Annotated in this window: 25 protein-coding genes and 1 tRNA gene; 16 read left to right on the top strand and 10 right to left on the bottom strand. The window is 65.6% G+C overall.

From position 1 onward, the window contains the following. Position 1: 1 nt before the first annotated feature. Positions 2-754 carry an FHA domain-containing protein gene (locus BLW41_RS10865; protein WP_177169288.1) on the bottom strand — a complete coding sequence of 251 codons (753 nt, stop codon included), beginning with the start codon at positions 752-754 and terminating at the stop codon, positions 2-4. After that, positions 751-2751, bottom strand: coding sequence for a serine/threonine-protein kinase (locus BLW41_RS03230; RefSeq protein ID WP_093116159.1), 2001 nt, complete (start codon positions 2749-2751; stop codon positions 751-753). Before BLW41_RS03230 ends, BLW41_RS10865 begins: the two co-directional genes overlap by 4 nt. Positions 2752-2899: 148 nt before the next feature. Between BLW41_RS03230 and BLW41_RS03235 the strand changes: the two genes are divergently transcribed. From BLW41_RS03235 to BLW41_RS03250, 4 genes are all read left to right on the top strand, one after another. Continuing rightward, on the top strand, positions 2900-3925 hold the full coding sequence (locus BLW41_RS03235) for a hypothetical protein (RefSeq protein ID WP_143038557.1): 1026 nt from the start codon (positions 2900-2902) through the stop codon (positions 3923-3925). 135 nt (positions 3926-4060) lie between these two features. Continuing rightward, on the top strand, positions 4061-4603 hold the full coding sequence (locus BLW41_RS03240; RefSeq protein ID WP_218138224.1) for a DUF4446 family protein: 543 nt from the start codon (positions 4061-4063) through the stop codon (positions 4601-4603). Further along, positions 4581-5501: a prephenate dehydratase gene (gene pheA, locus BLW41_RS03245; protein WP_177169289.1), complete on the top strand. Its 921-nt coding sequence runs from the start codon at positions 4581-4583 to the stop codon at positions 5499-5501. Before BLW41_RS03240 ends, pheA begins: the two co-directional genes overlap by 23 nt. A 33-nt stretch (positions 5502-5534) precedes the next feature. Further along, a complete protein-coding gene (locus BLW41_RS03250) occupies positions 5535-6149 on the top strand; it encodes an HNH endonuclease (protein ID WP_218138225.1) in 615 nt (204 codons plus the stop codon). A 97-nt stretch (positions 6150-6246) separates the two neighbouring features. Here the strand turns inward: BLW41_RS03250 and gyrA are convergent, their stop codons facing one another. The 6 genes from gyrA to BLW41_RS03280 form a co-directional block, all read right to left on the bottom strand. Then, the gene (gyrA, locus tag BLW41_RS03255) at positions 6247-8775 is read right to left on the bottom strand and encodes a DNA gyrase subunit A (RefSeq protein WP_093116167.1); all 2529 of its coding nucleotides are present in this window, start codon (positions 8773-8775) and stop codon (positions 6247-6249) included. A 68-nt stretch (positions 8776-8843) separates the two neighbouring features. Then, positions 8844-11276 carry a DNA topoisomerase (ATP-hydrolyzing) subunit B gene (gene gyrB, locus BLW41_RS03260; RefSeq protein WP_093116169.1) on the bottom strand — a complete coding sequence of 811 codons (2433 nt, stop codon included), beginning with the start codon at positions 11274-11276 and terminating at the stop codon, positions 8844-8846. A 170-nt stretch (positions 11277-11446) separates the two neighbouring features. Next, positions 11447-11734 (bottom strand): DciA family protein, encoded by a 288-nt coding sequence (locus tag BLW41_RS03265; RefSeq protein ID WP_093116170.1) that lies wholly within the window; start codon positions 11732-11734, stop codon positions 11447-11449. Continuing rightward, on the bottom strand, positions 11691-12863 hold the full coding sequence (recF, locus tag BLW41_RS11505; protein ID WP_093116172.1) for a DNA replication/repair protein RecF: 1173 nt from the start codon (positions 12861-12863) through the stop codon (positions 11691-11693). The genes BLW41_RS03265 and recF overlap by 44 nt, the downstream gene beginning before the upstream one ends. A 4-nt stretch (positions 12864-12867) precedes the next feature. Continuing rightward, positions 12868-13977, bottom strand: a complete 1110-nt coding sequence (gene dnaN / locus BLW41_RS03275; RefSeq protein WP_281231139.1) for a DNA polymerase III subunit beta — start codon at positions 13975-13977, stop codon at positions 12868-12870. Positions 13978-14035: 58 nt separating this feature from the next. Further along, entirely contained in the window at positions 14036-15532 is a 1497-nt protein-coding gene (locus BLW41_RS03280; RefSeq protein WP_093116176.1) for a DnaA/Hda family protein, read from the bottom strand. Between the two features lie 197 nt (positions 15533-15729). On the opposite strand from BLW41_RS03280, the gene rpmH reads away from it, so the two are divergent. The 10 genes from rpmH to BLW41_RS03330 all read left to right on the top strand — a co-directional run bounded on the left by rpmH (position 15730) and on the right by BLW41_RS03330 (position 21125). Further along, complete coding sequence (rpmH, locus tag BLW41_RS03285) at positions 15730-15864, top strand: 50S ribosomal protein L34 (protein WP_093116178.1); 135 nt, start codon at positions 15730-15732, stop codon at positions 15862-15864. A gap of 9 nt (positions 15865-15873) precedes the next feature. Beyond that, positions 15874-16308, top strand: coding sequence for a ribonuclease P protein component (rnpA, locus tag BLW41_RS03290; RefSeq protein WP_093116180.1), 435 nt, complete (start codon positions 15874-15876; stop codon positions 16306-16308). A gap of 43 nt (positions 16309-16351) precedes the next feature. Beyond that, the gene (gene yidD, locus BLW41_RS03295; RefSeq protein ID WP_245689043.1) at positions 16352-16576 is read left to right on the top strand and encodes a membrane protein insertion efficiency factor YidD; all 225 of its coding nucleotides are present in this window, start codon (positions 16352-16354) and stop codon (positions 16574-16576) included. 11 nt (positions 16577-16587) lie between these two features. Beyond that, on the top strand, positions 16588-17340 hold the full coding sequence (locus BLW41_RS03300; protein ID WP_093116182.1) for a YidC/Oxa1 family membrane protein insertase: 753 nt from the start codon (positions 16588-16590) through the stop codon (positions 17338-17340). Positions 17341-17360: 20 nt separating this feature from the next. After that, entirely contained in the window at positions 17361-17861 is a 501-nt protein-coding gene (locus BLW41_RS03305) for a Jag family protein (protein ID WP_093116184.1), read from the top strand. A gap of 86 nt (positions 17862-17947) precedes the next feature. Then, positions 17948-18637 (top strand): 16S rRNA (guanine(527)-N(7))-methyltransferase RsmG, encoded by a 690-nt coding sequence (locus BLW41_RS03310; RefSeq protein ID WP_177169292.1) that lies wholly within the window; start codon positions 17948-17950, stop codon positions 18635-18637. An 83-nt stretch (positions 18638-18720) separates the two neighbouring features. Continuing rightward, positions 18721-19479 (top strand): ParA family protein, encoded by a 759-nt coding sequence (locus tag BLW41_RS03315; protein WP_093116188.1) that lies wholly within the window; start codon positions 18721-18723, stop codon positions 19477-19479. 1 nt (position 19480) lies between these two features. After that, positions 19481-20383 carry a ParB/RepB/Spo0J family partition protein gene (locus tag BLW41_RS03320; protein ID WP_093116190.1) on the top strand — a complete coding sequence of 301 codons (903 nt, stop codon included), beginning with the start codon at positions 19481-19483 and terminating at the stop codon, positions 20381-20383. 25 nt (positions 20384-20408) lie between these two features. Next, positions 20409-20482 (top strand) — tRNA-Ile (locus BLW41_RS03325). Positions 20483-20633: 151 nt separating this feature from the next. Beyond that, positions 20634-21125, top strand: a complete 492-nt coding sequence (locus tag BLW41_RS03330; RefSeq protein ID WP_093116192.1) for a bifunctional nuclease family protein — start codon at positions 20634-20636, stop codon at positions 21123-21125. Here BLW41_RS03330 and BLW41_RS03335 read toward each other — a convergent pair. Next, a complete protein-coding gene (locus BLW41_RS03335) occupies positions 21122-22069 on the bottom strand; it encodes a D-alanine--D-alanine ligase family protein (protein ID WP_093116194.1) in 948 nt (315 codons plus the stop codon). The two genes, BLW41_RS03330 and BLW41_RS03335, sit on opposite strands and share 4 nt — an antisense overlap. After that, entirely contained in the window at positions 22066-23454 is a 1389-nt protein-coding gene (locus BLW41_RS03340; protein WP_093116196.1) for an aminotransferase-like domain-containing protein, read from the bottom strand. The genes BLW41_RS03335 and BLW41_RS03340 overlap by 4 nt, the downstream gene beginning before the upstream one ends. 259 nt (positions 23455-23713) lie before the next feature. Here BLW41_RS03340 and BLW41_RS03345 point away from each other — a divergent pair, with 259 nt between their 5' ends. Together BLW41_RS03345 and BLW41_RS03350 are read left to right on the top strand one after the other, a co-directional pair. Next, positions 23714-24301 carry a hypothetical protein gene (locus BLW41_RS03345; RefSeq protein ID WP_143038558.1) on the top strand — a complete coding sequence of 196 codons (588 nt, stop codon included), beginning with the start codon at positions 23714-23716 and terminating at the stop codon, positions 24299-24301. Between the two features lie 46 nt (positions 24302-24347). Further along, the gene (locus tag BLW41_RS03350; RefSeq protein ID WP_093116200.1) at positions 24348-25826 is read left to right on the top strand and encodes an alkaline phosphatase family protein; all 1479 of its coding nucleotides are present in this window, start codon (positions 24348-24350) and stop codon (positions 25824-25826) included. Positions 25827-25828: the final 2 nt, after the last annotated feature.

Consider the following 25828-nt stretch of genomic DNA (forward strand, 5'->3'; position numbering starts at 1 on the left):
GCTATTCGATCTCGAAGACGAGGTCGGTCAGGCCCAACGTCAAGCGATCACCGGACCGCAGACGGGCTGCCTGAACGCGTCGACCGTTGACCAGCGTGCCGTTGGTCGAGCCGAGGTCGCGCACGATCCAACCCTCCCGATCGCGTCGGATCTCGGCATGCCGACGCGAAGCGTTGGGATCCGCGAGCACGACGTCGCACTCCCGACTGCGCCCGATCACAGCCCTGTCGCCTAGCACCACCCGCTTGCCATCGAGCAAAAGCAGGGCGCGACCGTGTTCGCCAGCTGCGCCTGCGAGCGGCCGGGCAGCTCGCTCCGGCGAATAGACCATCGTTTGGCCGAACTCGGCGGCGTGGGGCGGCGCCTCGGCGGGTGCGCCCTCATCGACGCTCAACAGCTGAGCCTGAATCCCGAACTCGCCGACAGCCAGCCGTTCGTCGGTGAGGAACTCGACCTGAGGGCGACTGGTCAGCGAGAGTCCCTCGCGCCGAGCGTGTTCGAGCAGGTAGTCGGAGAGCTCCTTGCGGAGCGCTTCCTCGTAGCTCTTGAACTGCTCGCGGTCGGCGGGCGACAAGTAGACGCGGTAGAAGTTCGGGGCGTACACGCGCGAGACGGAGACGAGCTGGTTCTCTTCCATCTCGCGCGCCAGCTTCTCGGCGATCTCGACGGGCTGAACGCTCGAGCGGAAGACTCGCCCAAAGGCACCTTCGACGAGCGCCTCAAGCTTGGCTTCGATGTTTCGGAGGACGCTCACGACCAGCGAGCAGGGTAGACCTCGGCGCCGGTCGTCGCTGCCGCCGCATGCTGTTGCGAGGCTCGACGGGCTCCCTGGAAGATCGCGACCAAACCGCAAACGACGCCAGTGGCAGCTACCTGGAGCGCGATTTTCGAGCTCGCATAGCCGAGCGTCACGCCGGTCACCCCGGCTAGACGCGCGATTAGCAGTGCCACTAGCGCCAGCGCGCAGCCGCCGAGAACTGCCCGCCCCGGTGCACGGCCAAGCACCACCGGCCGTACCGCAAGCGCGACGAGCAACCACCCCGCAAGCTCGCCGGTGAGCTGCGCGAGCGTGCTCGACGATCCAGCGACGAAGAGCTGATCGAGGCTCACTGGTCGCAGCTCGGTAAGCAAGACATTGCCGAACGCGAGCTGGGCGGCGAGCGCCCACAGGAACCCGCAAACAACGACCAGCGTGCGTATCACCGGGGAGCGCAAGAGGCCAATCAGCACACACCACGGAAGCGCCCCGACAGTGGCGGCGGCGAGCGGCGCCACCAGCACGGCGCCGACCAGCGCCGGAGCGACGAGCGCGCCGATCAGCGTCACCGCGGCAGCAGCCCCCGCAGCGAGAGCCCCGGTGTCCGGCTCTATCGCGGTGATCGCGTGGAGACCGTGCGCGCCGGTAACCAGCACGAGCAGGCCGGCCATGATCACTAGCGCAGCCCCCAGGCGCGGCAAAGCAAAGCCGGCGAGTGCTGCCCCAACACTTGCCACCAAGGCTGGGGTCCCTGTGCTCGCTCCACTGCCGAGCGTGGTCGCGAGCAACACCGCGCATCCGCTTTGAACGCCGCCAACCAGGCGCTTTACGAAGGCGCCGGCCCGAGCGGGCGGCGGAGCGGACGGCGGTTTCGGTGGAGCGGGTTCCAGGTTCGAGGGGGCCGAGCGCAGATCCGACGGCTGGCGTTCGCGCATCAGCGTCGCTAGCTCGCGGGTGCGGGCGGTCGCCGTTCTGTCGCTTTTGGCAGACAGCGCCGGCAGGCCCAGGAGAAGCGCCGGTTTTTGGTGACCTTCCAATAAGCGCGAGTGCGGCGTTCGATCGGCAATTTGCGAGAGCAGTGCGCGGACCTCACGGGCCTGGGGACGATCGCCGGGCCGCGGCGCGAGCATTGCACCGACCAGGTTCGTCAGCTCACCGCCAAGGTCCGGTCGCAGCTGCTCTATCGGCCGCGGCTGCACGTACGGCGTCGGTCGCTCGTTAGCGAATGGAACTCCGGTCAGCAACTCGTAGAGACATGCGCCGAGGCCCCAAATGTCGGACGCTGCCTGCACCTCACCGCCCGTCGCCTGTTCTGGGGCCATGTAGGCGAGGGTTCCGACGATCTCGCCTGGCGTGGTCAGCGTCGTCGCACCGCGCTCGCCGAGGGCAGAGATCAGCGTCTGCGCAGCGTCCAGCGCGAGGCCAGCAACCCCGAAATCGGCCAGTTTCGCGGGCGGCGCGCCCTCCTGGCGATCGCCCACCAGCAGCACATTTTGCGGTTTGACGTCGCGGTGAACCACACCCCGCGCATGGGCGTGCGCGAGCGCATCGGCGACCGCCGCACCTACGTCGAGCACCTCGGCGAGGCCCAACCTACGGGCGCGGCCTGCGCGCGCCAGGTCCGGGCCGTCGACGAGCTCGTAAACGAGCGCGAGGCCGTCACTCCACTCAAGGAACTCATAAAGCGCCACGATCGCCGGGTGGTGCAAGTTCGCGGCGAGTTTCGCCTCCCGTCGCACACGGCGCTCGTCCCACGCGGGGTCGATGATCTTCACCGCTACGGCGCGACCAAGCCGCGCGTCGACCGCTTCGTAGACACAGCCCGCCGATCCACGCCCGAGCAGTCGCGTCACGCGGTAGCGGCGGTGGGCAGGTAACCAGTCGCCGGGCGCGAACACGAGCAGCGAGCGTCGACCTCGCGCCGGCGAGGAAACGGGGGCGGCGGGGCGTGTAGGCTCGTCGTGACGCACCTCGGTTGGCCTTTCGCTCCCCACCGTCGCTCACCTCTCCGCGCGTGCGACGCTCGTGCGCCTCTCGCTCGCTGTCGAGGCGCGGTTCATACTTGGCACCCTGAGCAACCGAGCGCCGGAGCTACGAACACTGTTAGAGCAATCACAGTCGACCGCTCGCTCGCCTCGCCGCGTGGGACCTGATCCCCAGACCCTAATGGTCCGGCGCGGCGCCGCGATCGCGGGGATGCTGCTCTTCGTGATCGTCGCCGGTTTGGGTGTGCGCGGGTGTTTGGATGCCCGCAAGCGCGCTGCGATCAAGGATTGGACGGGCGATGCGGCAGCGCTGGTGCGGGAGTCGAACGCTCAAGGGACAACGCTCGTCGAGTTGCTGCAGGGCGGGCGCCGCGGCACCGATCCGGTGCAAGTCGAGAACGAACTCAACACGCTGCGCTCCGAGTCGCGTCAACTGGTGACTCGCCTCGAGGACCTAGGCCGTCCGGACGAGTTAGCAAGGCCCTACCGCTACTTACTCGAGGTGCTTGCGCTGCGGCGCGATGCGATCGACCGCATTGCCGATCAGTTGCCGCTAGCGATCGGTGATCGCGGTGCCGCGCAGGCCACCGAGCGGATCGCTGCGGAGGTACAGACGCTGCTGGCCGCCGACGTGCTCTACCGGGTTCGCTTCTTGACCGAGCTGCGCGCGGTGCTGCGCAGCGAGGGGCTGGCCGACGAGGTGGCGTTGCCGCGCAGCGAGATCATCAAGGACCTGACCCTGCTCGACCCCGCCCGTATCGCCGACGGCATCAACGCCCTGCGTAACGGTGGGGGACGCGAGCAGGCGACTGCCCGGCCCGGTTTGCACGGCACCGGGATCGTTACGGCGAGTATCGGCGGCCAGCCGCTCGCGAACGGCGGCTCCGCGACGGTCACGCTCCGCGGCCCCCTGAGCGCACAGGTGCAAGTAGCCAACCAAGGTGAAAGCGACGAGATGGGGGTGCGGGTGCGGGTGCGGATCGGCAGTGGCCCGGGTGCTATAGAGGCAGGGGCCCGCATCGAGTGCATCGCCCGCGGTCAGACGGCCACTGTGACGGTGCCGATCACGCGCGAACCACCGACCGGTCAGCAGGTCCCAGTCGAGGTGCGCGTCGATCCGGTGCCTGGCGAGCGCAAGACCGATAACAACGTGCTGCGCGCGAGCGTGATCTTTACGCGCTGAGCTGGTCGGCGAGTCACCGGCGTCGCTCGAGCTGCTCGCCGAATCAGCGGCGCCCGCTGCGCGCGGCGGAGATCTTGACCGCCCGGGTCTTGCGCGCCCCGCTAGTACATTTGCCCGGCGGTGGATACCCCTGCGTTGGAAATCGCGGTCGCGGTCGCGGCCCTTGCCGTGGCAGCTGCCGCGATGGTGGCTCTGGTGTTCGTCTACCGGAGGATCCGCCAGCTGCGGCGAGATCAGGAGGCGGTGCTCGGTTCGGGGGAGCCTCGAGACCTCATTGCCCACGCGCACGAGCTGCAGCGCAGGGTCGACGAGTTCGCAGCGCGTCTCGACGCGCTGGAAAGAAAGCTCGCATCGGGACTCGCCGATGTCGAAACGCAGCTTTCGCTGTGTCTCGACCGCCACGGACTCGTTCGCTACGACGCATACAACGAGATGTCGGGCCGGCAGTCGGCCTCGCTAGCCCTCTTAGATCGCGCCGGCAACGGCCTGGTGTTGTCATCGATCGTGCATCGCGAACAGGCGCGTTTGTATGCGAAGCGGATGATCGGCGGAAAAGCCGACGTACCACTCTCGCCAGAGGAACAGCAGTGCGTCGAGGAGGCGTTGGCGCGGTCCTGGATCGAGAAGGATCCCGAGCTACGCGCCGAGCGGGGCGGTGGCGATCGCTTTCGCGGCTGAAGCGCCGCACGCAGTGATTCGCGTCTGTTACCTCGGGCCTGCGGGCACCTTCACCGAGGAGGCGTTGCGTGCGTCGGCAGCTCAGGTGGTCGCGGGCGACTTCCAGATCGAAGAGGTCCCGCTCGCCAGCGAACGGGAAGTGGTGGAAGCGATCGGCGAGCGCTCTTGCGAGCTCGGTGTCGTGGCTATCGAGAACGCCTTGGAGGGCGGTGTAGCGGCGACGCTCGACGCCTTGGCGGAGCAAGCCGATCGCGTCGCGATAAAGATGGAGGTCGTCCATCCGGTCCGCCACTGTCTGGTTGCGCGGCGAGCACTCGACCTTGCCGAGGTCACGCGCGTCTACTCGCACCCAATCGCGACCGCCCAGTGCGCGCGCTTCTTGCGCGAGCGCCTACCGCGGGCGCAGCGCATCGCCTGTGCATCGACGGCGGAGGCTGTGCGCGCGGTCGCTGCTGCCAACGAACCATGGGTCGCGCTGGGTTCACAGCTGGCAGCGCAGTTGTACGACTGCGTGGTCTTGGCAAGCGACGTCTCCGACCATGCCGGCAACGAGACTCGTTTCGTGTGGTTGGAGCCGCGTTCCGCGCATCGGCCAGCCAGGGGCGACGGCGTGAAGACGTCGATCGTCTTCTGGGGTAGCGGTGACGAACGCCCTGGCTGGCTGGTGTCGGTGCTCTCCGAGCTGGCCGAGAGGCGCATCAACCTGACGCGCATTGAGTCGCGCCCGCGCCGCATTGGTCTCGGCCACTACATGTTTTTCTGTGATCTCGAGGGGTCGCCCCTGGACCGGCCGGTGGCGGCCGCACTCGAGGCGGTGCGCAGCAAGGTCGAAGAGCTACGCCTTCTAGGCAGCTATCCGGTGTTGCGCACCGACCAAGCAGCCGATAACCGAGGCTGATCGTGTCGTCCCGCGGCTACACTGGCCGCGAAAGTGGCTGTTCGTCCGGCACCGGCCGGGGTCACCGAGGTCGTCGACCCGGAACCTCACCCTAGCGGCGCGCCGTCCGCTGTGGACCAGGGCGGGCGGCGCGAGCAGGCTGGTGGCCGCGTGCTGGTCCTCAACGCGACGTACGAGCCGATCAACGTCTGCACGGTTCGGCGTGCGACGGTGCTGGTGTTGAAGGAGCGTGCTGAGATCCTCGAGCATGGCGACGGTGCGCTGCACGCCGAGCGCATGGTGCTGCCACGCCCGTCGGTGATCCGCCTGCGGCGTTTCGTGCATGTACCGCGAGCGACTTTTGCCCGGCGAATCACACGCCGGGCGATCTTCGCTCGCGACGGCTGGACCTGCCAGTACTGCGGCGAGCGTCGCGGGGTGCTGACGGTCGACCACGTGGTTCCGCGTTCGAAGGGCGGTAGCTCGACGTGGGACAACATCGTGACGTGTTGCGCGACCTGCAACCGGCGCAAGGGCGACCGCCTTCCTGACCAGGCCGGCATGGTCCCGATGCGCAAGCCGCGGGCTCCATCTCCGACGATCTTCGTGCACGTTGCCGTACCGCGCGTGCCAGAGAGCTGGCGTCAGTACTTGAAAGACGCGGCTTAAGTAGCTGGTAGCTCGGAATCCCCGGGCCCTCCGGGTCGCCCGGTCTCGCACGACCGCTTGCGCGCTTGCGTCCTTCGGCGCTTGGCTGCTTGCGCTCTTAACCCTGGTGATCGTCGCGACGGCCTGCGTTCTCGTCGAGCGAAGGAGTCGCGTCGCTCGCAGCAGTCTGGGTGTCCTCCTCGACCACCGCGACCGCACTCACGCGGTCACCCGGTCTGAGGTTCATCAGCTTCACGCCGGTCGCCGTGCGGCCCTGGCGCGATATGCCGCGTACGGCCGTGCGCTGGACCATTCCGTTCTGCGATACGACGACGATCTCTTGGTGTTCGCGAACGACCAGCGCTCCCGCCAACTTGCCCTTGCGTTCGGTCAGGTTGATGGTCTTGACGCCCATTGTCCCGCGACCCTTGATCGGGTACTCCTCGACTGGCGTCCGTTTCGCGAAGCCGTTTTCGGTGACGACGAGGAGCTCGGTCCCCGGTTCGGCGACGTCCATCGCGATCACCTCGCCGCCGCGGGCCAGGTTCATGCCGCGCACACCGCTGGTGTCGCGTCCCATCGGTCGCACCTCGCGTTCGTGGAAACGCACCGCGTGCCCTGTGCTCGAGACCATCAGGATCGTGTCCTCTCCGCTCGTCCCGCGCACCGACACCAACTCGTCGCCCTCGCGGATTCGGATCGCGATGATGCCGTCGGCTTTGATCGGCGTGTTGTAGGCAGCGAACTCGGTCTTCTTGATCATGCCCCGGCGCGTCGCGAACACCAGGAAGCGACTCTCGTCGAAGTTGCGCGTGTCGAGGACGGCCCGCACCTCTTCGCCGGGGCGCAGCGGCAGCAGGTTCACAAGCGCCCGACCCTTCGACGTACGTGAACCCTCCGGCAGCTCGTAGACCTTGAGCCGGTAGACGCGCCCGTGGTTGGTGAAGAACAGCAGGTAGTCGTGGGTCGAGCACACCAAAAGGCGGGCGACGTAGTCGTCCTCCTTGGTCTCCATGCCAGTTACCCCCACTCCGCCGCGCTTCTGTTTGCGGTAGGTGGCGAGGGGGATCGACTTCACATAGCCGGACTTGGTAATCGTGACGACCATCTTCTGGTCGGCGATCAAATCCTCGATGTCGATCTCGCCCTCGGCGTGAGTGATCTCCGTTCGCCGTTCGTCGGCGTAGCGCTGCTTGATCTCCAACAACTCCTCTTTGATAAGCGCCATCACCCGGCGCTCGTCGCCGAGGATCTCGCGCAGCTCACGGATCCGCTCGACGGTGTCGGCGTGTTCTTGTCGGATCTTGTCTGCTTCGAGCGCCGTAAGGCGTTGGAGGCGTAGATCGAGGATTGCTTGCGCCTGCACCTGGGACAGCTCGAACCGCTCCATCAGGCGCGCTCTGGCAGTCTCGGGATCGCGCGACGACCGGATTAACTCGATCACAGCATCGATATCGCCGATCGCGATCAGCAGACCCTCAAGAATGTGAAGCCGCCGCTCGCGCTCTCGTAGCTCGTGCTTGGTCCGACGAACTACGACCTCTCGCTGGTGGTCGACGTAGTTCTTGATCAGTTGTACTAGGCCAAGGGTGCGCGGCACACCGTCGACCAGTGCCACCATGTTGACGCCGAACGTAGTCTGCATCGGCGTGTGCTTGTAGAGCTTGTTGAGTACGACTTTCGGAACGGCGTCCCGCTTGAGCTCGATCACGAGTCGCACGCCCGACTTGTCGGACTCGTCGCGTAAGTCGGAGATTTCCTTAATGCGACCGTTCTCGACCTGTTCGGCGATCTTTTTGATCAGGCCCGCACCTTCATTGCGCCCGTCACCCTTGGCGACCTGGTAGGGCATCTCGGTAACGACGATCGCCTGCTTGCCGTGGCGCAGGGGCTCCACATGGGCGCGGGCCCGCACCGTGAGCCGACCACGGCCGGTCCGGTACGCCTCGCGTATGCCCTCGCGACCGACGATGATTCCGCCAGTCGGGAAATCGGGCCCTTGCAGGTGCCGCATCAGTCCATCGACGTCGATTTGTGGATCGTCGATGAAGGCGACGACTGCGTCGATTGCTTCGCCGAGGTTGTGAGGTGGGATGTTGGTGGCCATGCCGACCGCGATCCCTGAGGCCCCGTTGACCAGCAGATTCGGAAAGCGCGAAGGGAGAACAAGTGGCTCGAGGCGCGACTCGTCGTAGTTCGGCCCGAAGTCGACCGTGTCGGCGTCGATGTCCCGCAACATTTCGGTCGCGAGCCGCGCAAGCCGGGCCTCGGTGTAACGCATGGCCGCGGGCGGATCGTTGTCGATGGATCCAAAGTTGCCCTGGCCGTCGACCAGCGGGTAGCGCATCGCGAAGTCCTGGCCCAGCCGGACGAGGGCGTCGTAGATAGCGGCGTCGCCGTGTGGGTGGAAGTTACCCATCACGTCGCCGACCACGCGCGCGCACTTACGGTAGGGCCGGTTCGGCTGCAGCCCGGACTCGTGCATCGCGAAAAGTACGCGCCGGTGTACAGGCTTAAGGCCGTCGCGTACATCGGGAAGAGCTCGCCCCACGATCACGCTCATCGCGTAATCGAGGTAGGAGGAACGCATTTCCTCCTCGATGCCGCGCGGCTCGATGTTGCCACCTGTTAGCTGCTCTACAGACAAGGTAGGTCCCCGTGTGAGGTGCTCGAATGGGCTTTCCGGCCTTTACCTAGCAACTCGTTAGACGCTTGTCAGACATCAAGGTTCTTGACCTCGCGTGCATGCTTCTCGATGAACTCGCGCCGCGGCTCAACCCGATCGCCCATCAGCATCGAGAAAATCTGGTCGGCGGCTGCTGCATCCTCCACCGTCACTTGCTGAAGTGTGCGACGGGCAGGATCCATTGTCGTCTCGAACAGCTGCTCCGGGTTCATTTCTCCAAGGCCCTTGAAGCGTTGCAAAGGAACGCCTTCCCGAGCGATATCCAGCACCTTGCGGCGTAACTCGCTAAAGGAGCGCGCTGACTCCTCACGCTTACCGAGGCTCACCCGGAACGGTGGCGTGCCGGCCAGCCCTATCAACTCCCCGTGCACCTTGATCAGCTGGCGATACTCCGGATCGCTGAAGACAGCGCGGCTCAGGCGGCGCGTCTCCGCCAACCCGGTGTCCCGCTCCACTACCCGCACCACCAGCTCGTCGGACTCCTCGGCCAGCAACTCGGCGCTTACCGGACGTTCCTCGCCCTCGCCACCCGCTTTCAAGTGGGCGATAGCCTCCTGCTCGCCCGCTATGCCAGCATCCAACAGGCCGGTTTCTTCCACCAGTTGCACGGAGTCGTGACCGTGTGTGGCGCGCAACGAGCTGCTCCAACCCTCGTGTTGCTTGAGTAGGCGAACAAAGCGCTGCCAACGCGCCTGCGTGAATTTGATATCTCGACCATCAGCCGTCCGAACCGCTATCCGATCGAGTTTGTCACGCAACAGAATCTCTTCGAGTTGCGATTCCTTCTCGATGTAAATGTCGCGGCCGTCGATCCGCATCTTGTACAAGGGCGGCTTCGCCAGATACACGTAGCCAGCCTCGATCAACTCCGGCATCTCTCGGAACAAGAACGTCAGGACCAAGGTCCGGATGTGCGCACCATCGACATCGGCATCGCACATCACGATCACCTTGTGGTAGCGCGCTTTCGAGAGATCGAACTCCTCGCGGATACCGGTGCCGATCGCCGTGATTAGTGCCTGGATCTCCTGGTTCGAGAGAACCTTGTCGATGCGGTTCTTCTCGACGTTGATGATCTTCCCGCGCAGCGGGAGGACAGCTTGGGTGTTGCGATCCCTTCCCTGCTTCGCCGAGCCGCCAGCGGAATCGCCCTCGACCACAAAGAGTTCCGCAAGCTCGGGGTCGCGGACCGTACAATCGGCGAGCTTGCCGGGCAGGTTCGTGTTCTCGAGGGCGCTCTTGCGGCGCGTGAGGTCGCGTGCCTTGCGGGCCGCCTCGCGCGCCCGGGCCGCCTGAATAGCTTTACGAACAATGCGGGTTGCGTCTTGGGGGTGCTCTTCCAGAAACTGGGCAAGCTGGCGGTTGACTGCTTGTTGGACGAAACCTTCGACGTGTGGGTTGCCTAGCTTGGTCTTGGTTTGCCCTTCGAACTGGGGCTCCCGAAGCTTCACGGAGATAACGGCGGTGAGACCCTCGCGGACGTCTTCGCCCTGAAGATTGGGGTCTTTGTCCTTGAGCTCGCCCTTTTGGCGGGCGTAGGCGTTGATCGTACGGGTCAACGCAGAGCGGAAGCCGGAAACGTGAGTACCGCCTTCGTGCGTGTTGATGTTGTTGGCGAAAGAGAGAACGGACTCCTGGTAGGAGTCGTTCCACTGCATCGCAAGTTCCACTTCGATGTCGGGGCCACTTTCCTGGATATGGACGATGTTCGGATGGAGTGGTTCGCGGGTTCCCTGCGAGTGGAGAAAGCGAACGAAGTCGACGATTCCGCCGTCGTAGCGGAAGGTCGCTTCGAAGGGCTCACCGCGCTCATCCCGAAAACGGATGGTCAGGCCCTTGGTGAGAAACGCCATCTCGCGGAAGCGTTGGAGGAGAACCTCGCGGTCGTAGTCGGTGGTCTCGAAGATCTCGGGGTCGGGACGGAAGTGGACGCGCGTGCCGGTGCGGTCGGAAGGAGCAACGCGTTCCAGGGGGGTTGTCGGCTTACCGCGCTCGTAGCGTTGCCGCCACTCGTAGCCGTCACGCCATACCGTCAGCTCGAGCTCCTCGGAGAGGGCATTCACAACCGAAACGCCGACGCCGTGGAGTCCGCCCGAGACTTTGTAGCCACCACCGTCACCGAACTTCCCGCCGGCGTGGAGGGTCGTCAGGACCACCTCGGCGGCCGGGCGTCCCTCCTTCTCATGGATATCGACGGGAATTCCGCGGCCGTTGTCGGTGACGGTAACCGCGCCGTCGGGGTGGATAACGATCTCGATCTCGTCGCAAAAACCGGCGAGGGCTTCGTCAACTGAATTGTCGACGACTTCGTAGATCAGATGGTGAAGGCCGCGTATACCGGTTGATCCGATATACATGCCCGGCCGCTTGCGAACGGCCTCGAGGCCTTCGAGGACAGTGATATCTTGAGCGCTGTAGCTACTCGCAGCGCTCTTTGTTTTGTTAGCAGATTTGCTAGCCAAGTTAACGGATGCGGTAGTTGTGCGCGCGAGCTCCTGGCTCGGCGGGGAGGTGGCCGGGAGCGGCGCGGATTGGGCCGACGAGACATAGTATCAGGTGCGGATCGCGCCACGCCCCGTCGCGAAAGGGAAAAGGCCAGCAAATCGCGGGGTTTCGGGCCCGTCTGAGAGGCTCAGGAGCGACCGCTTAGGTGGAGATCCGTGAGCGCGAAGCCGCGGGCGCGCAGTTGTTCAGCGAGCTCTTTCCGACGCAGGTCTAGCTCGGCCCGAACGATGGGGTCGGGGCAGTGGATGTGGAGGGTGCGCTGGTCGATGCGCTGTGGTGTGGCGTGAGTCGCAACAAAACTGCCGACGATCTCCCGCCAGGCAGTAAGGATGGCTGGCGGTAGCAGATTAGGTGCCTCGAGCGTGTCGAGGTTATTGAGGATCTCGCGCAATGAGCGAGGTAGTGGTCGCCGCATGGTGGCTCGGGTTGACGTGCGTGCTGGGGGCTGGCGGGCTTAGATGTTTAGGGGGACGCGCACCCTGCCTGAGGGCTGAGACGTCCACAAGGCAGGTATCCGTTGTGTCTGTGAGGGATGGGCAAAAATAGGTGTCGGTGGAAGTGATGAGGGTTTGACCTAGAGCCCCGGCTCGCGCTATGAGCAGCCGGCGGCGGCGTTCCTCAAGCTCTCCTAGGGGATCGTCGAGTAGGAGCAGTGGTTCGCTACCACGCCAGGCAGCAATCAGGCGTGCCTCAGCAAGGATGAGTGCTAACACGAGGGTCCGCTGTTCACCTTGGGAAGCAAAGGTCTTAGCTGGCTGACGAGCGATCGTTAGAATCACGTCGTGGCGGTGGGGTCCGACTGTGGTTGTGCGTAGTCGCGCATCGCGCATGCGGCTCGCGACGAGCGCGCGGCTTATTCCCTCGGCGTCTAGCTCGCAATCGGGAGCTCCGTAGCGAAGCTGGCAGGTCGCCAGTCCTAGCTGCTCTGCTTCTTCCGTAAGAAGCGGGGCGAGGGACTCGAGCACCTGGAGCCGGGCGGCGACCAGTTCAGCCCCTAGGCGCGCCAGCTGTTCCTCCCAGGCATCAAGAGCGCCCGGATGATGGGCTGCGAGGCATGCAGTCCGCTGCGCGACAGCCTCCCGGTAGGAGCGAATGACGGCATCAACGCGGGGGATTAGGAGTGCGGCGAGTCGATCAAAGTGCAGTCTTCGGACGCCTGGTTGGCCGCGTATGAGCTCCACCCGTTGTGGAGTAAAGACGCATAAGGGTGATCGGAGGGTGACCAATGAGCGTTTCGGTGCGGGCTCATTGTCGATAAAGATCTGGGAGCTAGTCGGTGTCAAGACAAGCCGAAAGTGACGGGCTCTACCCTTCTCATCGAACATCTCACTGTGCGCGGTTGATATCTGCGAGCCACGAGCCATTAGCGCACTGAGACCGCCCGGCCTTAGGTAGTGACCTGAGAGCGTTGCGTAAGCACCCTCGAGAAGGGTTGTTTTGCCAACACCATTCGCGCCAGTTAGAATGGTTACTCTATGATCGATGTTCAGCCGCACGTAAGCAAAACAACGAATACTTTGGAGTGTTATCGACTCTAGGTGCAAAAGATCACGTGTTCAAGCGAATAGGCATCACCAGGTAGAGCATTTTCTGGTTGGCGTCTTGCGACTCTGATTCGATAAGTGCGGGTCGTAAGGGTGTAAGGAGTTTGAGGCGAATAGTCTGCGACAGAGCGGTCTCGAGTCCGTCACGAAGGAAGTCGGGGTTGAAGCCGATCTCGAACTCATCGGCGGAGTAGGAAATGGGGAGTCTCTCGCTCGCTTCACCCACCTCCGGTGTCTCTGCGCTGACCTCGAGCTCTCCTGGGCGGAAGCGCAACCGCAGTGGTGAGTGGCGTTGAGCTAGAAGAGCGACGCGTCTCACGACATCGAGGAGCTCGTCGCGGTCGAGAGATAGTTCGTGCTCCCAAGTGTCGGGTAGTAGCTGTTCGTAACTCGGGAAGCGTCCCTCGACAAGGCGTGAGACCATCCGCACACGGCCCAGCAGGAAGATTACTCTTTGCTCGTCGACGGCAAGCCGGAGATGCGACTCTTCGAGTTGTCCTCCGATGCGTGCCAACTCCTGGAGTGAGCGTGCGGGAATGTTGGCGTCGATGCCTTCGCTAGGGACCGGCACTTCGATGACGGCGAGTCGGTAAGAGTCGGTTGCGACGAGACGCAGGCGACTGGAGGAACTTTGAAGTAGTACGCCGGTGAGATGCGGGCGTGTTTCGTCGCGCGAAGCCGCGCGTGCAACGCGGGCGATCGCATCAGAGAGGGAGGAGAAGGGCAGGTCCACGAGCTTGTCGGTGGGTAGGTCGTCGACGAACGCGGGGAAGTCGGCGGTAGGAAGGCAACGCAGGGTGAAGTGCGCGTTGCCGGAGCGCAGGGAAATCGAGCTGTCGCTGGACGACTCGAGCGTGACGCGATCGGATGGCAGGTTGCGAACAACGTCGACGAAGATGCGGCCCGGTACAACAACTTCGCCTTGCTCGGCGATGCTCGCGTCGACCTGCGCGGCGAGCGATAGCTCCATGTCGGTGGCCGCCAGCTCGAGGGACTCGTTGCGAGTCGTCAGGCGGATCCCCGCAAGCACTTGCAGAGACGGACGCGAGGAAACAGCGCGACCGACAATTGCGGTCGCGTTCACGAGATCAGTCTTAGCGAGTTCGAGCTTCACGGGAGAAGTGATTGTGGTTGATCTGTCGGATGGTGTTGGTTGGCGGGTGTCCGGTTCGCTATAGGGGGTGAGGGGAGGAGTGGGAGGTGTCCGGGCCTGTCGGGCGGTCTGTCGGGTGGGTGTCGGCTGGCGGTTGGGGTGGCGGGGGGTAGGTGGTGGTGTGGGTATAGGAGTGGTCGGGCTGTCGGGAGCGGTTGGTTTCGGTTGTCGGATGAAGCTGCGCCCGCGAGCGGGTCAGCGCGAGGAGGTCGGAGAACCGGCGGTCACGTTGCTCGAGGTCTTTGGCAGAGCGGATCATTCCGACCACCGTGCTGTGACTGCGACCGCCGAGGAGGCGCCCGATCTCCGGAAGAGTTGCGCGGGCTAGCTCGCGAAGCAGGAGGGCTGCGGCGGCGCGGGCGCGGGTGACCTGCGTGGTGCGGGTGCGGCCGCGGATCGCGTCGAGGGGTATCGAGAAGCAATCAGTGACCGCTGCTAGCACAAGGTCGGCGTCGGGGCGCGGTAGCTGTGGTGGGTTGGTTCGTGTCAGCAAGTGGTCGACGAGTTCGGTCGACGGGGGCTCGCCGCGTAAAGACGCGTACGTTGATACCTGAACGACGGCGGAGTGAAGGGCGAGGGGATTCGGGGGTGAGAGGTCGCAGATGCGCTGTATGACGGGGTCGGGCAGAACGACGCCTGTCGCCTGGCATGCGCGGTGTGCGAGCGTGGGGGCTGCGTCCTTGGGTGGGTCTGTCACTTCGAGCGGTAGTGCCGCGTCAAGTTCGCGCGCCAGGGTGGGAGCGCTGGTTGTGAGGCGGTCAGCTTGCTTGCTGGCCACCAGTAGGACTTTGCTGCCGCGGGTGCGCAGATGGAGGATTACTTCCCCGAGTACTTCCGCGGTCTGAGTGCGGCTCAGTAGGAGGTCGAGGTCATCGACTACTAGCAGCTCGATGCGACCGAGCGTCTCACGAAGGTCGGTTACGGCACGCGCCCGCACCGCCCGCACGAACGCGCTCGTGAAGTCCTGCGCTGTGAAGTAGGCAACGCGAGAGGGGGTTGCAGCCGAGCGGTAGAGGGCGGCACTCGCCTGGACAAGGTGCGACTTGCCAGTTCCCCGCCTGCCGTGAATCAGTACCACGGGGAAAGGAGGTGTGCGGTGCTCGGCAATCGTCAAGGCAGCGGCGTGCGCCAGTCGGTTGCCGTCGTGGACCACGTAGGTGTCGAAACGGAACTGCGGGTCGAGCGGAGAGGAGCCAGTGAGCGAGGTTTCGGCGCCGCGATCTGAGTGGGAGCGTCGCGGGCCAGGCTCGGGAACCTGCTCGCGAGCCTCGTACGTGACGCGCGCATGGGCGCCGATCACCGCGCGCGCAGCGCGCAACACAAGGTCGCCGTAGCGTTCGGCCAGCCACTGGCGACGGCCAGCGGGGACGACCACACGCAGGCAACCACTGCTGTCGGCTGAGAGCGAGAGGTCGGAGAGCCAAAGCTTGTAGGTGACCGCTGGCGCTTGCGACCGGAGCGCCGAGTGGAAGCGCTCGGTAAGGCTCGCTGCGGGTGCTTGCGGGCGCGTGCTCATCCTGAGGCGGGCAGTGTAGGAACGGGGCACTGGCGGGCCCGCTGGTGAGCGGCAGAGAAACCGCTAAACGCGGCCGAAATCTGACCTAGCGCGGGTAGGCCGTCGTTGCCGCCGCGACACGATGCGGTTGCCCCCTGCCTGCCGCCGCCCCGTATACTCGGCTGCCGCCCATCGACTGACGGCACCGAGATTCCCAGATGAAGCGCACCTATCAGCCGAAAAAACGCCGTCGTGCCCGCACCCACGGCTTTCTTAAGCGCTCGATGACGAGGCAAGGACGAGCGGTCCTGAAGCGCAGACGACGCAAAGGGAGGCGCCGGCTCGCCGGCTGATCCTCGACGATGGGCGCGCAAGGGCGCCGTAGGGGACGTCTAAAACGCAGCGGCGATTTTGAGCGGGCCTATCGTAAGGGCCGCTCCGCGTCTGGACGTTTCATCGTGCTTCACGTGTTTGAGCGCGAGGATCGGGAAGGAGGGCCGCGTCTGGGCTTGGCTGTCGGGAGGAAGGTCGGCGGGGCCGTACAGCGCAACCGCGCCAAACGCATTATGCGCGCTGCCTTCGGGGAGTTGGAGGAAACGCTGCCGCGCGGCCTCGACCTGGTTATCACGGCGCGGCGCGAACTCGGGGAGCGCATCGATTCACTAAAGGTGAGCGACCTCGTTGAGGAGCTACAGGCGCTTATCGAGCGCTTGGGTCTCGAGGGGTCGCAGCGATCGGTTGGCGAGCCACCAGGAGCCTCCGCGCGCAGCGGGGAATCGCTTGGAAACAACCAGTGACAGCCGTACCGCTGGCGGTGGAAACCTGCTTGTCCGGGCTCTCGTGGCGGCGATTCGCCTCTACCAGCGCCTGTTGTCGCCCGCCCTGGCTCCGCGCTGCAAGTACTATCCGACGTGTTCCGAGTACGCCGTTCGGGCGCTGCGCGAACACGGACTGCTGAGAGGATCAGCACTAGCCGTGTGGCGGCTATTGCGCTGCAACCCGTGGAGTCTGGGCGGCGTCGATCCGGTCCCGCCGGCGAAGCGCGGTGCCCGTGGCGGGCAATAGCGAGCTAGACGATGCCGATAGCGAACATTCTGCAACCACTGATAGACGCCTGTGGCGCGATCCTCAAGTTCTGGCACGGCGTGCTCGGAGATTTCCCAGGCTCCTGGGGTGTTTCGATCATCCTCATGACGTTCACCGTGCGGCTCGCGATCCTGCCCTTGACCTTCAAGGGGATCAAGGCGATGCAGCGGCTGCAGCAGCTGCAGCCCGAGATCAAGAGGATCCAGGAGCGCTATCGGGACGATCGGCAGCGGATGCAAGAGGAGCTGCTGCGCTTTTACCGGGAGCAGCGCGTGAATCCACTCGGATCTTGCCTCCCACTACTCCTGCAGATTCCCTTCTTCATCTCACTCTTCTACCTGTTGCGCTCGAGCGAGTTCCGCGCGGAGATCCGTGGCAACGAGAGCTTTTTGTTCATCCCGGACCTCTCGGAGCGCCTGACCGATCGGCCCTTGTTGCTGGCGATCATGATCGCCCTGTACGTCGCTACTCAGCTTGGTGCGAGTGCCGTCACAGCTGTCAGCGCCGATCCCACGCAGCGGCGCATCATGTTTGCGCTGCCGCTGGTGTTCGCAGTGTTCATCGTGAACTTCGAAGCGGGGTTGATCCTTTACTGGATCACCACCAACGTCTGGACGATTGGCCAGCAACTGCTTGTGAAGCGCTTGCTCCCGACCCCAGAGCCGGCGCCAGCCGCCGCCGGGGCGGTGCGTACCCAGGCGACACCTCCGCCACCCCCGAAGCGAAGGAGTCGTAAGCGCTGATGAAGGTTGGGGCGTTCTAGATGAGCACCGAAACAAGCAGCGAGGGTGCAGCGCGTGCCGCAGAGGTGACGCGCAGGGTGGTAGACGAGCTGGGCATCGAAGCCACGCTCGCGGTCCACGAGGACGGCGACGAGATCAGAATCTCGATCGAGGGCGAGGACGTGGGGATTTTGATCGGGCGCCACGGTGCGACGATCGACGCGGTGCAACACCTCGCCTTCCGGGCAGCGCGGATGGCGGGTGATGAGCGCAGGGTGGTGGTCGACGCAGCTGGTTACCGATCGCGCCGGGAGGAGATCCTCAAGCGCATTGGGGAGCGGGCGGCACGAGAGGCCCTGCGCTTTGGTCGCGCGGTCGAGCTCGAACCGATGCGGGCATCGGAGCGGCGGGTGATTCACGAGCACCTGCGCGAGTTCGGTGGCGTGGAAACACGAAGCGAGGGCGAGGAGCCGGACCGTCGGTTGGTGGTCGAGCCGACGCGGCGCCGCCCGCGTGGCGGTCGCGGCAGGGACCGGTCCTGAGGCGCACCCTGCGGGGGCGTCCGGACCGTGATCTTGAAGCCACTCCAAGCGTTACACGTGAAACGCTGCTCACGCACTGCCAGGTTGTGAGTGGGCGCGAGGTTGCCATCCCTGACCTTGCGGCGCGGACCCGGGACCGGCTTGAGGCGCTCGTCTCTGCGCTGCTCGAAGAGCCAGACCCGCCAACCGGGCACCGGACCCGTCGCGAGATCTGGGAACGCGACATCCTCGACTCACTCGCAGCGCTTGCTCTGCCTGCGGTGAACCGCGCCCGGACCGCCGTGGACCTCGGCTGCGGTATCGGTTTCCCTGGGCTTCCACTCGCCACTGCTCTCCCGACTACCCACTTCACGCTCGTTGACTCCGTCGCTAGGCGCTTGCAGGTGGCGGCGAACCTGGCTCGCCGCGCCGGTCTTCGGAACGTAGAGTTGGTGCAAGCGCGGATCGAAGATTTCGCTCGCGGACCGGCGCGTGAGCAATTCGCCCTGGCGACAGCCCGGGCGCTGGGACCGGTCGTGACTGTTCTCGAGCTTGCTGCCCCACTTCTGGCGGTTTCGGGTGCTTTGGTCATCTGGCGGGGCCGCTTGGATCCGGCCGAACGAGATCGTGTGGAACGAGTCGCCGAGCAACTCGGTCTCGTCACCGCGGAGATCCGCAAGACACTTCCCTTCGAGGGAGCGAAACACCTGCACCTGCACGTGTTCTCAAAGCAAGGTCCAACCCCCGATCGGTTTCCTCGGCGCCCTGGTCTCGCCCGTAAGCGTCCGCTCGCCTAGGTCGATCCAGTTAGTGACGCATAGGCGCTGGCGGCTGCGCCTTCCCGATTCGGTCCGATCGCCTCTCTACCGTTCGTGCGGTCGTGGGATACGTGTACGCGATCGCAAATCAGAAGGGCGGCGTCGGTAAGACGACGACCGCCGTCAACCTTGGTGCAAGCATCGCGGCCGCCGGCCAACGCGTGCTGGTTGCCGACCTCGACCCGCAGTGCAATGCGACGGTCGCACTTGGACTCTCGCGCACCGAGAGCCCCAACACCTACGACTGTCTGGTCGGTGGTGTCGATCTACTGTCGGTTGCTCGCCCTACGTCGACACCGGACCTCGACATCGCCCCGGCTGCGCCGGATCTTGCCGGCGCGTCTATCGAACTGGCGCGAATCGCGGGTTTCGAGACCCGTCTCCTTGAAGCGATTGGGCCGGTGCGCGACCACTACCTCTTCACCCTCCTCGACTGTCCGCCCTCACTTGGCCCGCTTACCGTGGCTGCTTTGGTGGCTGCCGACCGCGTGATCGTGCCGGTCCAAAGCGAGTACTTCGCGCTCGAGGGCCTGGCCGGTTTGCTCGAGACGCTCGAGCTGATCAAGCGGGAGCTGAACCCGCGGCTCGAGATCGCGGGGATGGTGCTGACGATGCACGACGGAAGGACCCGCCTGGCGCGCGACGTAGAGAAGGAGTTAAGGCGGCACTTCCCCGAGCTCGTATTCGAGACCGTCGTGCCACGCAGCATTCGGATCAGCGAGGCCCCCAGTTTCGGGCGCCCGGTGTTGGCTCACGCGCCGACCAGCGCTGGATCGGCCGCTTACCTGCGCCTTGCTAAGGAGGTGGCAGCACGTGCCTGAGATGCGCGGCATGGGGCGCGGCCTCGCCGCGATCCTCGAACGAGGCGGTGCCCAGACCGGCTCGCTGCGTCAGGTACCGATCGACGCGATCGTTCCCAACCCTCTTCAACCGCGTCGCCACTTTGACGCCGAGGCCCTGCAGGAGCTGGCCGAATCAATCCGCCGGAAGGGCGTCCTCCAGCCACTGGTGGTACGTCCGGCGGACCGCGGCTACGAGTTGATTGCTGGCGAGCGAAGGCTGCGCGCAGCGCGACTAGCAGGTCTTGTCACGGTGCCGGTGATCGTCCGCGAGCTGGCGGACGAAGAACGCCTCGAGGTGGCGTTAGCGGAGAATCTGGCGCGGGCGGACCTCAATCCTGTAGAGACGGCGCGGGCGCTGGCGACGTTGGTGGAAGATCTCGGCTGTCCGAAGGCCGAGGTGGCGCGACGGGTCGGGCGCAGCCGAGCGAGCGTGGCGAACGCCATCCGCTTGCTCGAACTCCCGGACGATGTGCTCGAGATGCTCGAGCGTGGCGAGCTCTCGGAGGGGCACGGCCGCGCGCTCCTGATGTGCAAGGACCACGATCAGCGGCGGCTACTTGCGCGTTTGGCGCGCGACAACGGCTGGTCGGTGCGGCAAACCGAAGAGGCGGCGCGCCGCGTTGGTGAGGCGGCGGAGGCCCGCGATCAGCGCCCGCCCAGGTCCGATGAGGGGCGCGACCTAGCAGCTGCGGAACTGGTCGAGCGCCTCGAGGCGCTGTTCGAAAGCAGCCTTGCGGTGCCAGCAAGGGTGCGCGCTAGGCGCTCCGGTCGCGTCGTGATCGAGCTCGCATCAGCCGAGGCGGCGGCTTTGCTGTGCGAGCGCCTAGGCCAGGTCGCGGCTCAAGAGGGGGCGACGCGCGAAGCGGTGCTCCGCGCGGCGTAACCCCCGCTAGGATTGCGCCTCGCGTGGGCGCTTAGCTCAGCTGGTTAGAGCGCCGCTCTGATAAGGCGGAGGTCCCAGGTTCGAGTCCTGGAGCGCCCATCAGCGTCGACCGCCTGGTCGTAGCATCTCGATTGCGGCCCGCTGCGGCCTCTCGGGGTGCGAGAGCTAGCTACCGGTGCGGTGTACGACGGCCGTCACTAGACTTGGCCGTGAGCCGAGCGAGCCGAGCCAGCGAGGGAGCCGCCACGCCATGCAGGAGATGGTCATCTACGGTGTGAGCTTCGACATGGTCGGCAAGCAGCCGATCGTGTTGCTGAAGACTCGCGAAGGCAACAAGTTCTTGCCGATCTGGATTGGGCATCCGGAGGCAGCGGCGATCCTGATGAAGCTCCAAGGTGCGAGCACGCCGCGCCCGATGACCCACGATCTGATGAGCGACATCTTGAGCGAGCTCGACGTCACCTGTGCACGCGTCACGGTCACCGAGCTCCGCGAGAACACCTTCTACGCCGAGGTAACACTGCGCATGAACGGTCGCGAGTTCCTGATCGACTCGCGACCCTCGGACGCGCTCGCACTGGCCGTGCGCACCGGCGCCCCGATCTTCGTTGCCGATGAGGTGCTCGCGGAGTCCGCAATCGAGTTCGAGCACGAGGTCGAGGACACCGAGCAGGTCGTGGAGAAGTTCCGCGAGTTCCTCGACAGCGTGACGCCCGAAGACTTCGCGACCGGCGGCAGCTAGCTCGCTCGAGCGAGCGCTTCGTCGAGGATCGTCGCAACCAGCTCGTCGAAGTCCAGGCCGGCCGCCGCCGCCGCTTGCGGCAGCAAGCTCGTCTCGGTGAGGCCGGGAATCGCGTTGATCTCGAGTACCGTCGGTGACCCGTCCTCGGCAAGCAGTAGATCGACACGGGCAAAACCGCGACACCCGAGCAGACGGAACGCGCGGAGCGCGACCTCGCTGCTGGCGGCCGCAGTATCGGCATCTAGCTCGGCCGGACAGACGAAGCGCGTGCGCCCGATCTCGTAACGAGCTTCGAAGTCGTAGAAGGGCTCGTCTAGCGGAATCGCCTCGACGATCGGTAGTGCCTGGGGCTCACCGTCGCGCTCGATAATGCCGACTGCCAGGTCGCGCCCGGCGACGTAGCGCTCGAGTAAAACCTTGCTGTCGTAGGCGAACGCTGAGACCAGGGCTCCTGGCACGTCGTCCGGGTCGCCCGCGAACTTGATGCCCAGCGCTGAGCCTTGGCTAGAAGGCTTGACGACGATCGGAAAGCCCAGCGCAGCCTCGATCTCTGCGAGCGCGTCAGCCGCGCCTAACTCGCGGAAGGCGACCTGACTGAATGCGAAGAAATCGGGCGTCGGGATTGCGGCTTCGACGAACAGGTGCTTCGCCAGCACCTTGTCCATGCACCGTTGGCAGGCCAGCACTCCCGAGCCCGTGTACGGGATGCCGAGGATTTCGAGCAGCTCTTGAACGGTGCCGTCCTCGCCCCCGGGACCGTGTAAGGCCACGAACGCGAGATCTGGCTGGAGGTCTCGCAAGCGCCGGACGAAGTCCGGCCCAACGTCAACCGGTAGCGGCTCGTGGCCAAGGCGCTCGAGCGCGTCCTCAACTCGTGCTCCCGAGCGCAGCGATACCTGTCGCTCGAGTGAGCGCCCTCCCTTGAGCACCGCGATGCGGCTCATCTGTGACCGGGAGCCCGGCGACGCATCGGCACGACCCGGCCCGGCTCCGAGCCGGCGCCCTCGCGCCCCGGTTCCTTTGCTGTTGACTCCCGTCTGCCCGACCGGGCGCCGTGCCGAGGTTGTCCGGTGAGGGTGCCGTAGAGGGCGATCTGTTCTTCGACGACCTCACCGATGCGCCGCACACCCTCACGGATCTGTTGCTCGTCGCAGCCCGAGAAGTTCAACCGCATCGAGCTCTTGCCACGCCCGTCGACGAACGCCTGCTCGCCCGGCACGAAAGCCACGTTTTCGCGCAGCGCACGCGCCAGCAGGTCGGTCGTGTCGATGTAGTCGGGCAGCGTCACCCACACGAACAGCCCGCCGCGCGGAACCGTCCAGGTCGCTTCCGGCGGCAGGTGCTCGGCCAGGGCGTTCAGCAGCGTGTCGCGACGCCGGCGGTAGATCGTGCTCACCAGCTCCACGTAAGAGCGCCAGCGCTGGCGCTCGAAGTAGGCGTGAACCATCAACTGCGAGAGTGTTGAGGTGCAGAGGTCGGCGGCCTGTTTGCCGATGTTGATCTTCTCCCGCACCGGGGTCGGTGCGACGACCCAGCCCAGGCGAATGCCGGGGGCGAGGATCTTCGAGAAGGTGCCCAGGTAGATGACCTGCTCGCCACCGTCGAGCGCGAACAGCGGGGTCGTCGGCTCGCCTTCGTACCGCAGTAGGCCGTACGGGTTGTCCTCGAGGATCAGGAACCCGTACTCGCGGGCCAGCTCGAGGATCCGCCGCCGCCGCCCAGTCGCCAGCGTGACGCCCGCCGGGTTCTGGAAGGTCGGGACCGTGTAGAGCAGCTTCACCCGCTTGCCGAGGGCGCGCAGCTGTTCGAGCTGCTCGGCGAGCTCGTCGACCCGCAAGCCCTCGTCGTCGACCGAAATCTGGACGATCTCCGCCTCGTAGGAGCAGAAAGCCGGAATCGCGCCTGGGTAGGTCGGACCCTCGGCGATCACGACATCGCCAGGGTCGACAAGCGCGCGCGCGACGAGGTCGATCACCTGCTGGCCACCGGTGGTAACGATCACGTCCTGCGGATCGACACGCATCCCCTCGGCCGACATCACCTCACGGATGCAGCGCTTGGTCTCCGCAAGACCCTCGGTCGGCCCGTACTGAAGCGCGCGCGCGCACGCCTCGCTCGCGATGCTCTCGAAGATCTCCGCGAACACGCGGGGCGGAAAGCTCGCAGTGTCAGGCAGGCCGCCCGCCAACGAGATCACCTCTGGGCGCTCTGTGATCGACATCAGGTCGCGCATCGCGGTCGAACGCATGGCTTGGGTGCGGCGGGCCAGTAACCGTGCGTAGCGCTCGACCTGTGGGGGCAGGGACCCGCCTCTACGGCCGCCGCTCATGCGTCCATCTTTTCTTCGGGAGACGGTCTGCTCCTGCGCGCCAGCTGCGAGCGGCCGAGGAGTTCGCGCTACCGCCGTCGCGGCGACGGGAACAGCCGGTTGCGACGCCGGTCGATCCGCCACTCTCGACTACAGTCATGCGCCCGGAGGGTAGCGGCGGGTCACGCAGCCCCCAGCTTCCGGTGCCGCTCGGGCCGCCACATGGATCGGCTGCGCACGACCAATCGCCGCTGCTTTATTGGAAGCGCAGGTGGTCGCAGTGAACGAATTGCTACACATCCTCACATCTCTCACGCTCGGTCTCGCGACCGGCATCAACGGGCCGATCGCCGGACTCGCGGCGGTAGCGCTGGCGCGCCTTGACCTCGGTTTTGACTTCGACGACAGCGCTTTGCCTTGGCTGGAATCGCCAGCAATCGCGCTACTCCTCTTTGGTTGGGTGGTCGTCGCTTACCTGAGCGCCGTGCATCGCCGTGGACAGGGAGCGGGAGCACGCGCAGCGGATGGGCCTGCCCGCACCGTTCAGCTAGCGGCGAGTGTGGTGCTGGCCGCGCTGCTCGCTGTGGCCGAAACAAACAGCCTCGTCGCGTTGCCCTTTGCGGCCAGCGCAGCACTTTTCGGTGCCCTCGGCTTCGGCGACTTCTTTGCGCGGGCCGCCCGCCGCGCAGAGCGCTCGGCGCGGACGCTGGTCGTCTTGACGCGCGACCTGTGCGCCTTGGCCGCGGTTGCGGCGGCGGCGTTCGTGGCACCGCTGGGCGCCGCACTCGCCCTTCTTTCACCAGTCCTTTGGTGGCGAGCCAAGGGGCGAGCCGATGAACGCCCCGCGGGGCTGCGCATCCTCCGATGAACGGCGAACGTGCGGCGGCCCCTTGACGAACGACCGGTACCGGTAGATGGCCTCACGGGGGCTGATCCTGGCGGTGGTCGATTCGCTCCGGCCCGATGCCCTCGAGCGGGCGGTGCGCTCGGGTGCTGCGCCGACGCTCGCCGCGTTGGTCGCGGCGGGCGACGGAATCCGTCCGCTTCTTTCCGTCTTTCCGTCGTTGACCCCCGCGGCCGCGGCAACGATCGCCACCGGAGCCCCGGTCGACGTTCACCGCATTCCCTCGATCAATTGGTACTCGCGCGACGAGCAGCGCTACGTCGAGTACGGAACCTCGCTCGCCGCGTCACGCGCCTTCGGGGTCCTCTCGGTGCTTTCTGACACTGTCTACAACCTCAACCTCGCACACTTGCCGCGCGACGTGCCGACGATTTTCGAGCGGCTGGAAGACGCCGGTTTGGTCTGTGCCTGTACGACCTACCTCGTGTTCCGGGGACGTCATCGGCATCGTCCGACTAGCGGCCCGGGAGTCGCGCGTCTAGCCACCGCCACTCGCTTTCGCCAAGCCGTTTGGGGCCCGCGGGAGTTGTTCTACGCCGATCTGTTTGCCAGCCGTGAACTGCCCTGTAGCTCGCTGCTCGGGCTGCCGGGTCGTAGAGATCCCCACGCCGCCTGCGTGGCCGAGCACCTGCTGCGGGAGGATGCCTTCGACTTTTTGCTTTTGTCGTTGCCTGATACCGATACGCGCTCACACCGTCTCGGCCCGCGGGCCCAACATCAGGCGCTCGCCAGCGCGGAGCGCGCGCTCGAGCGGGTGGTCAAAGCCGCGGGCGGTGTCGATGCCTTGCTTGACCGCTATGCGGTCGTCGTTTGCTCGGACCACGGCCAAAGCGCGGTCGAGCGAACCCTCGACCTTGGGCGGGTGTTGTCCGATCGGCGCTTGCTGCGCCCTGTTGACCCGAGACCGGCCGATGCCGAGCTGGCGCTCTCACCAGGCGGCAGGATCACGATGGTCTATGCGCTGGTCGACGACCGCAACCGACGCAGCAGGCTTCTTCGCCGGCTAAGGAGACGCCTGCGCGACCTTCCCGGGGTTGCCTTCGTGGCATCGAAGGTTCGGGGCGAAGCCGTGATCGAGGGCCCCGGTGGCGAGCTTCGCTTCGCACCGGGCGACGACACGCGCGACGAGTACGGCGATCGTTGGTCGTTCAGCGGCGCAACTGAGCTTCTCGAGTTGTCGTACGCCGACGGCCTGGTGCGGTCGGCGCGCTACCCGCGCGCCTTCGCCCGTCTCTGGAGTGCCCTCTCCTGTGCGACCGCTGGCGACCTCTTCGTGGTCGCCGAGCCCGGTGTCGAGTTCGTCGATTGGGGCGGCGCTAGTCACCTCGGGGGTGGGAGCCACGGTGGGCTCGACGCCGAGGACTCGACCGGCGTGCTTGTGGCCGCGGGTCTCGAGGCGGTCGCTCCCGAGCGAGACGATCGATACCTCGCCCTAACGGACCTGGTACCGCTGGCACTTAGGCACTTCTCGGTGTCCCCGACCCACTAGAT

It is taken from the genome of Thermoleophilum album (assembly GCF_900108055.1).
In the GTDB taxonomy this organism is placed as follows: domain Bacteria; phylum Actinomycetota; class Thermoleophilia; order Solirubrobacterales; family Thermoleophilaceae; genus Thermoleophilum; species Thermoleophilum album.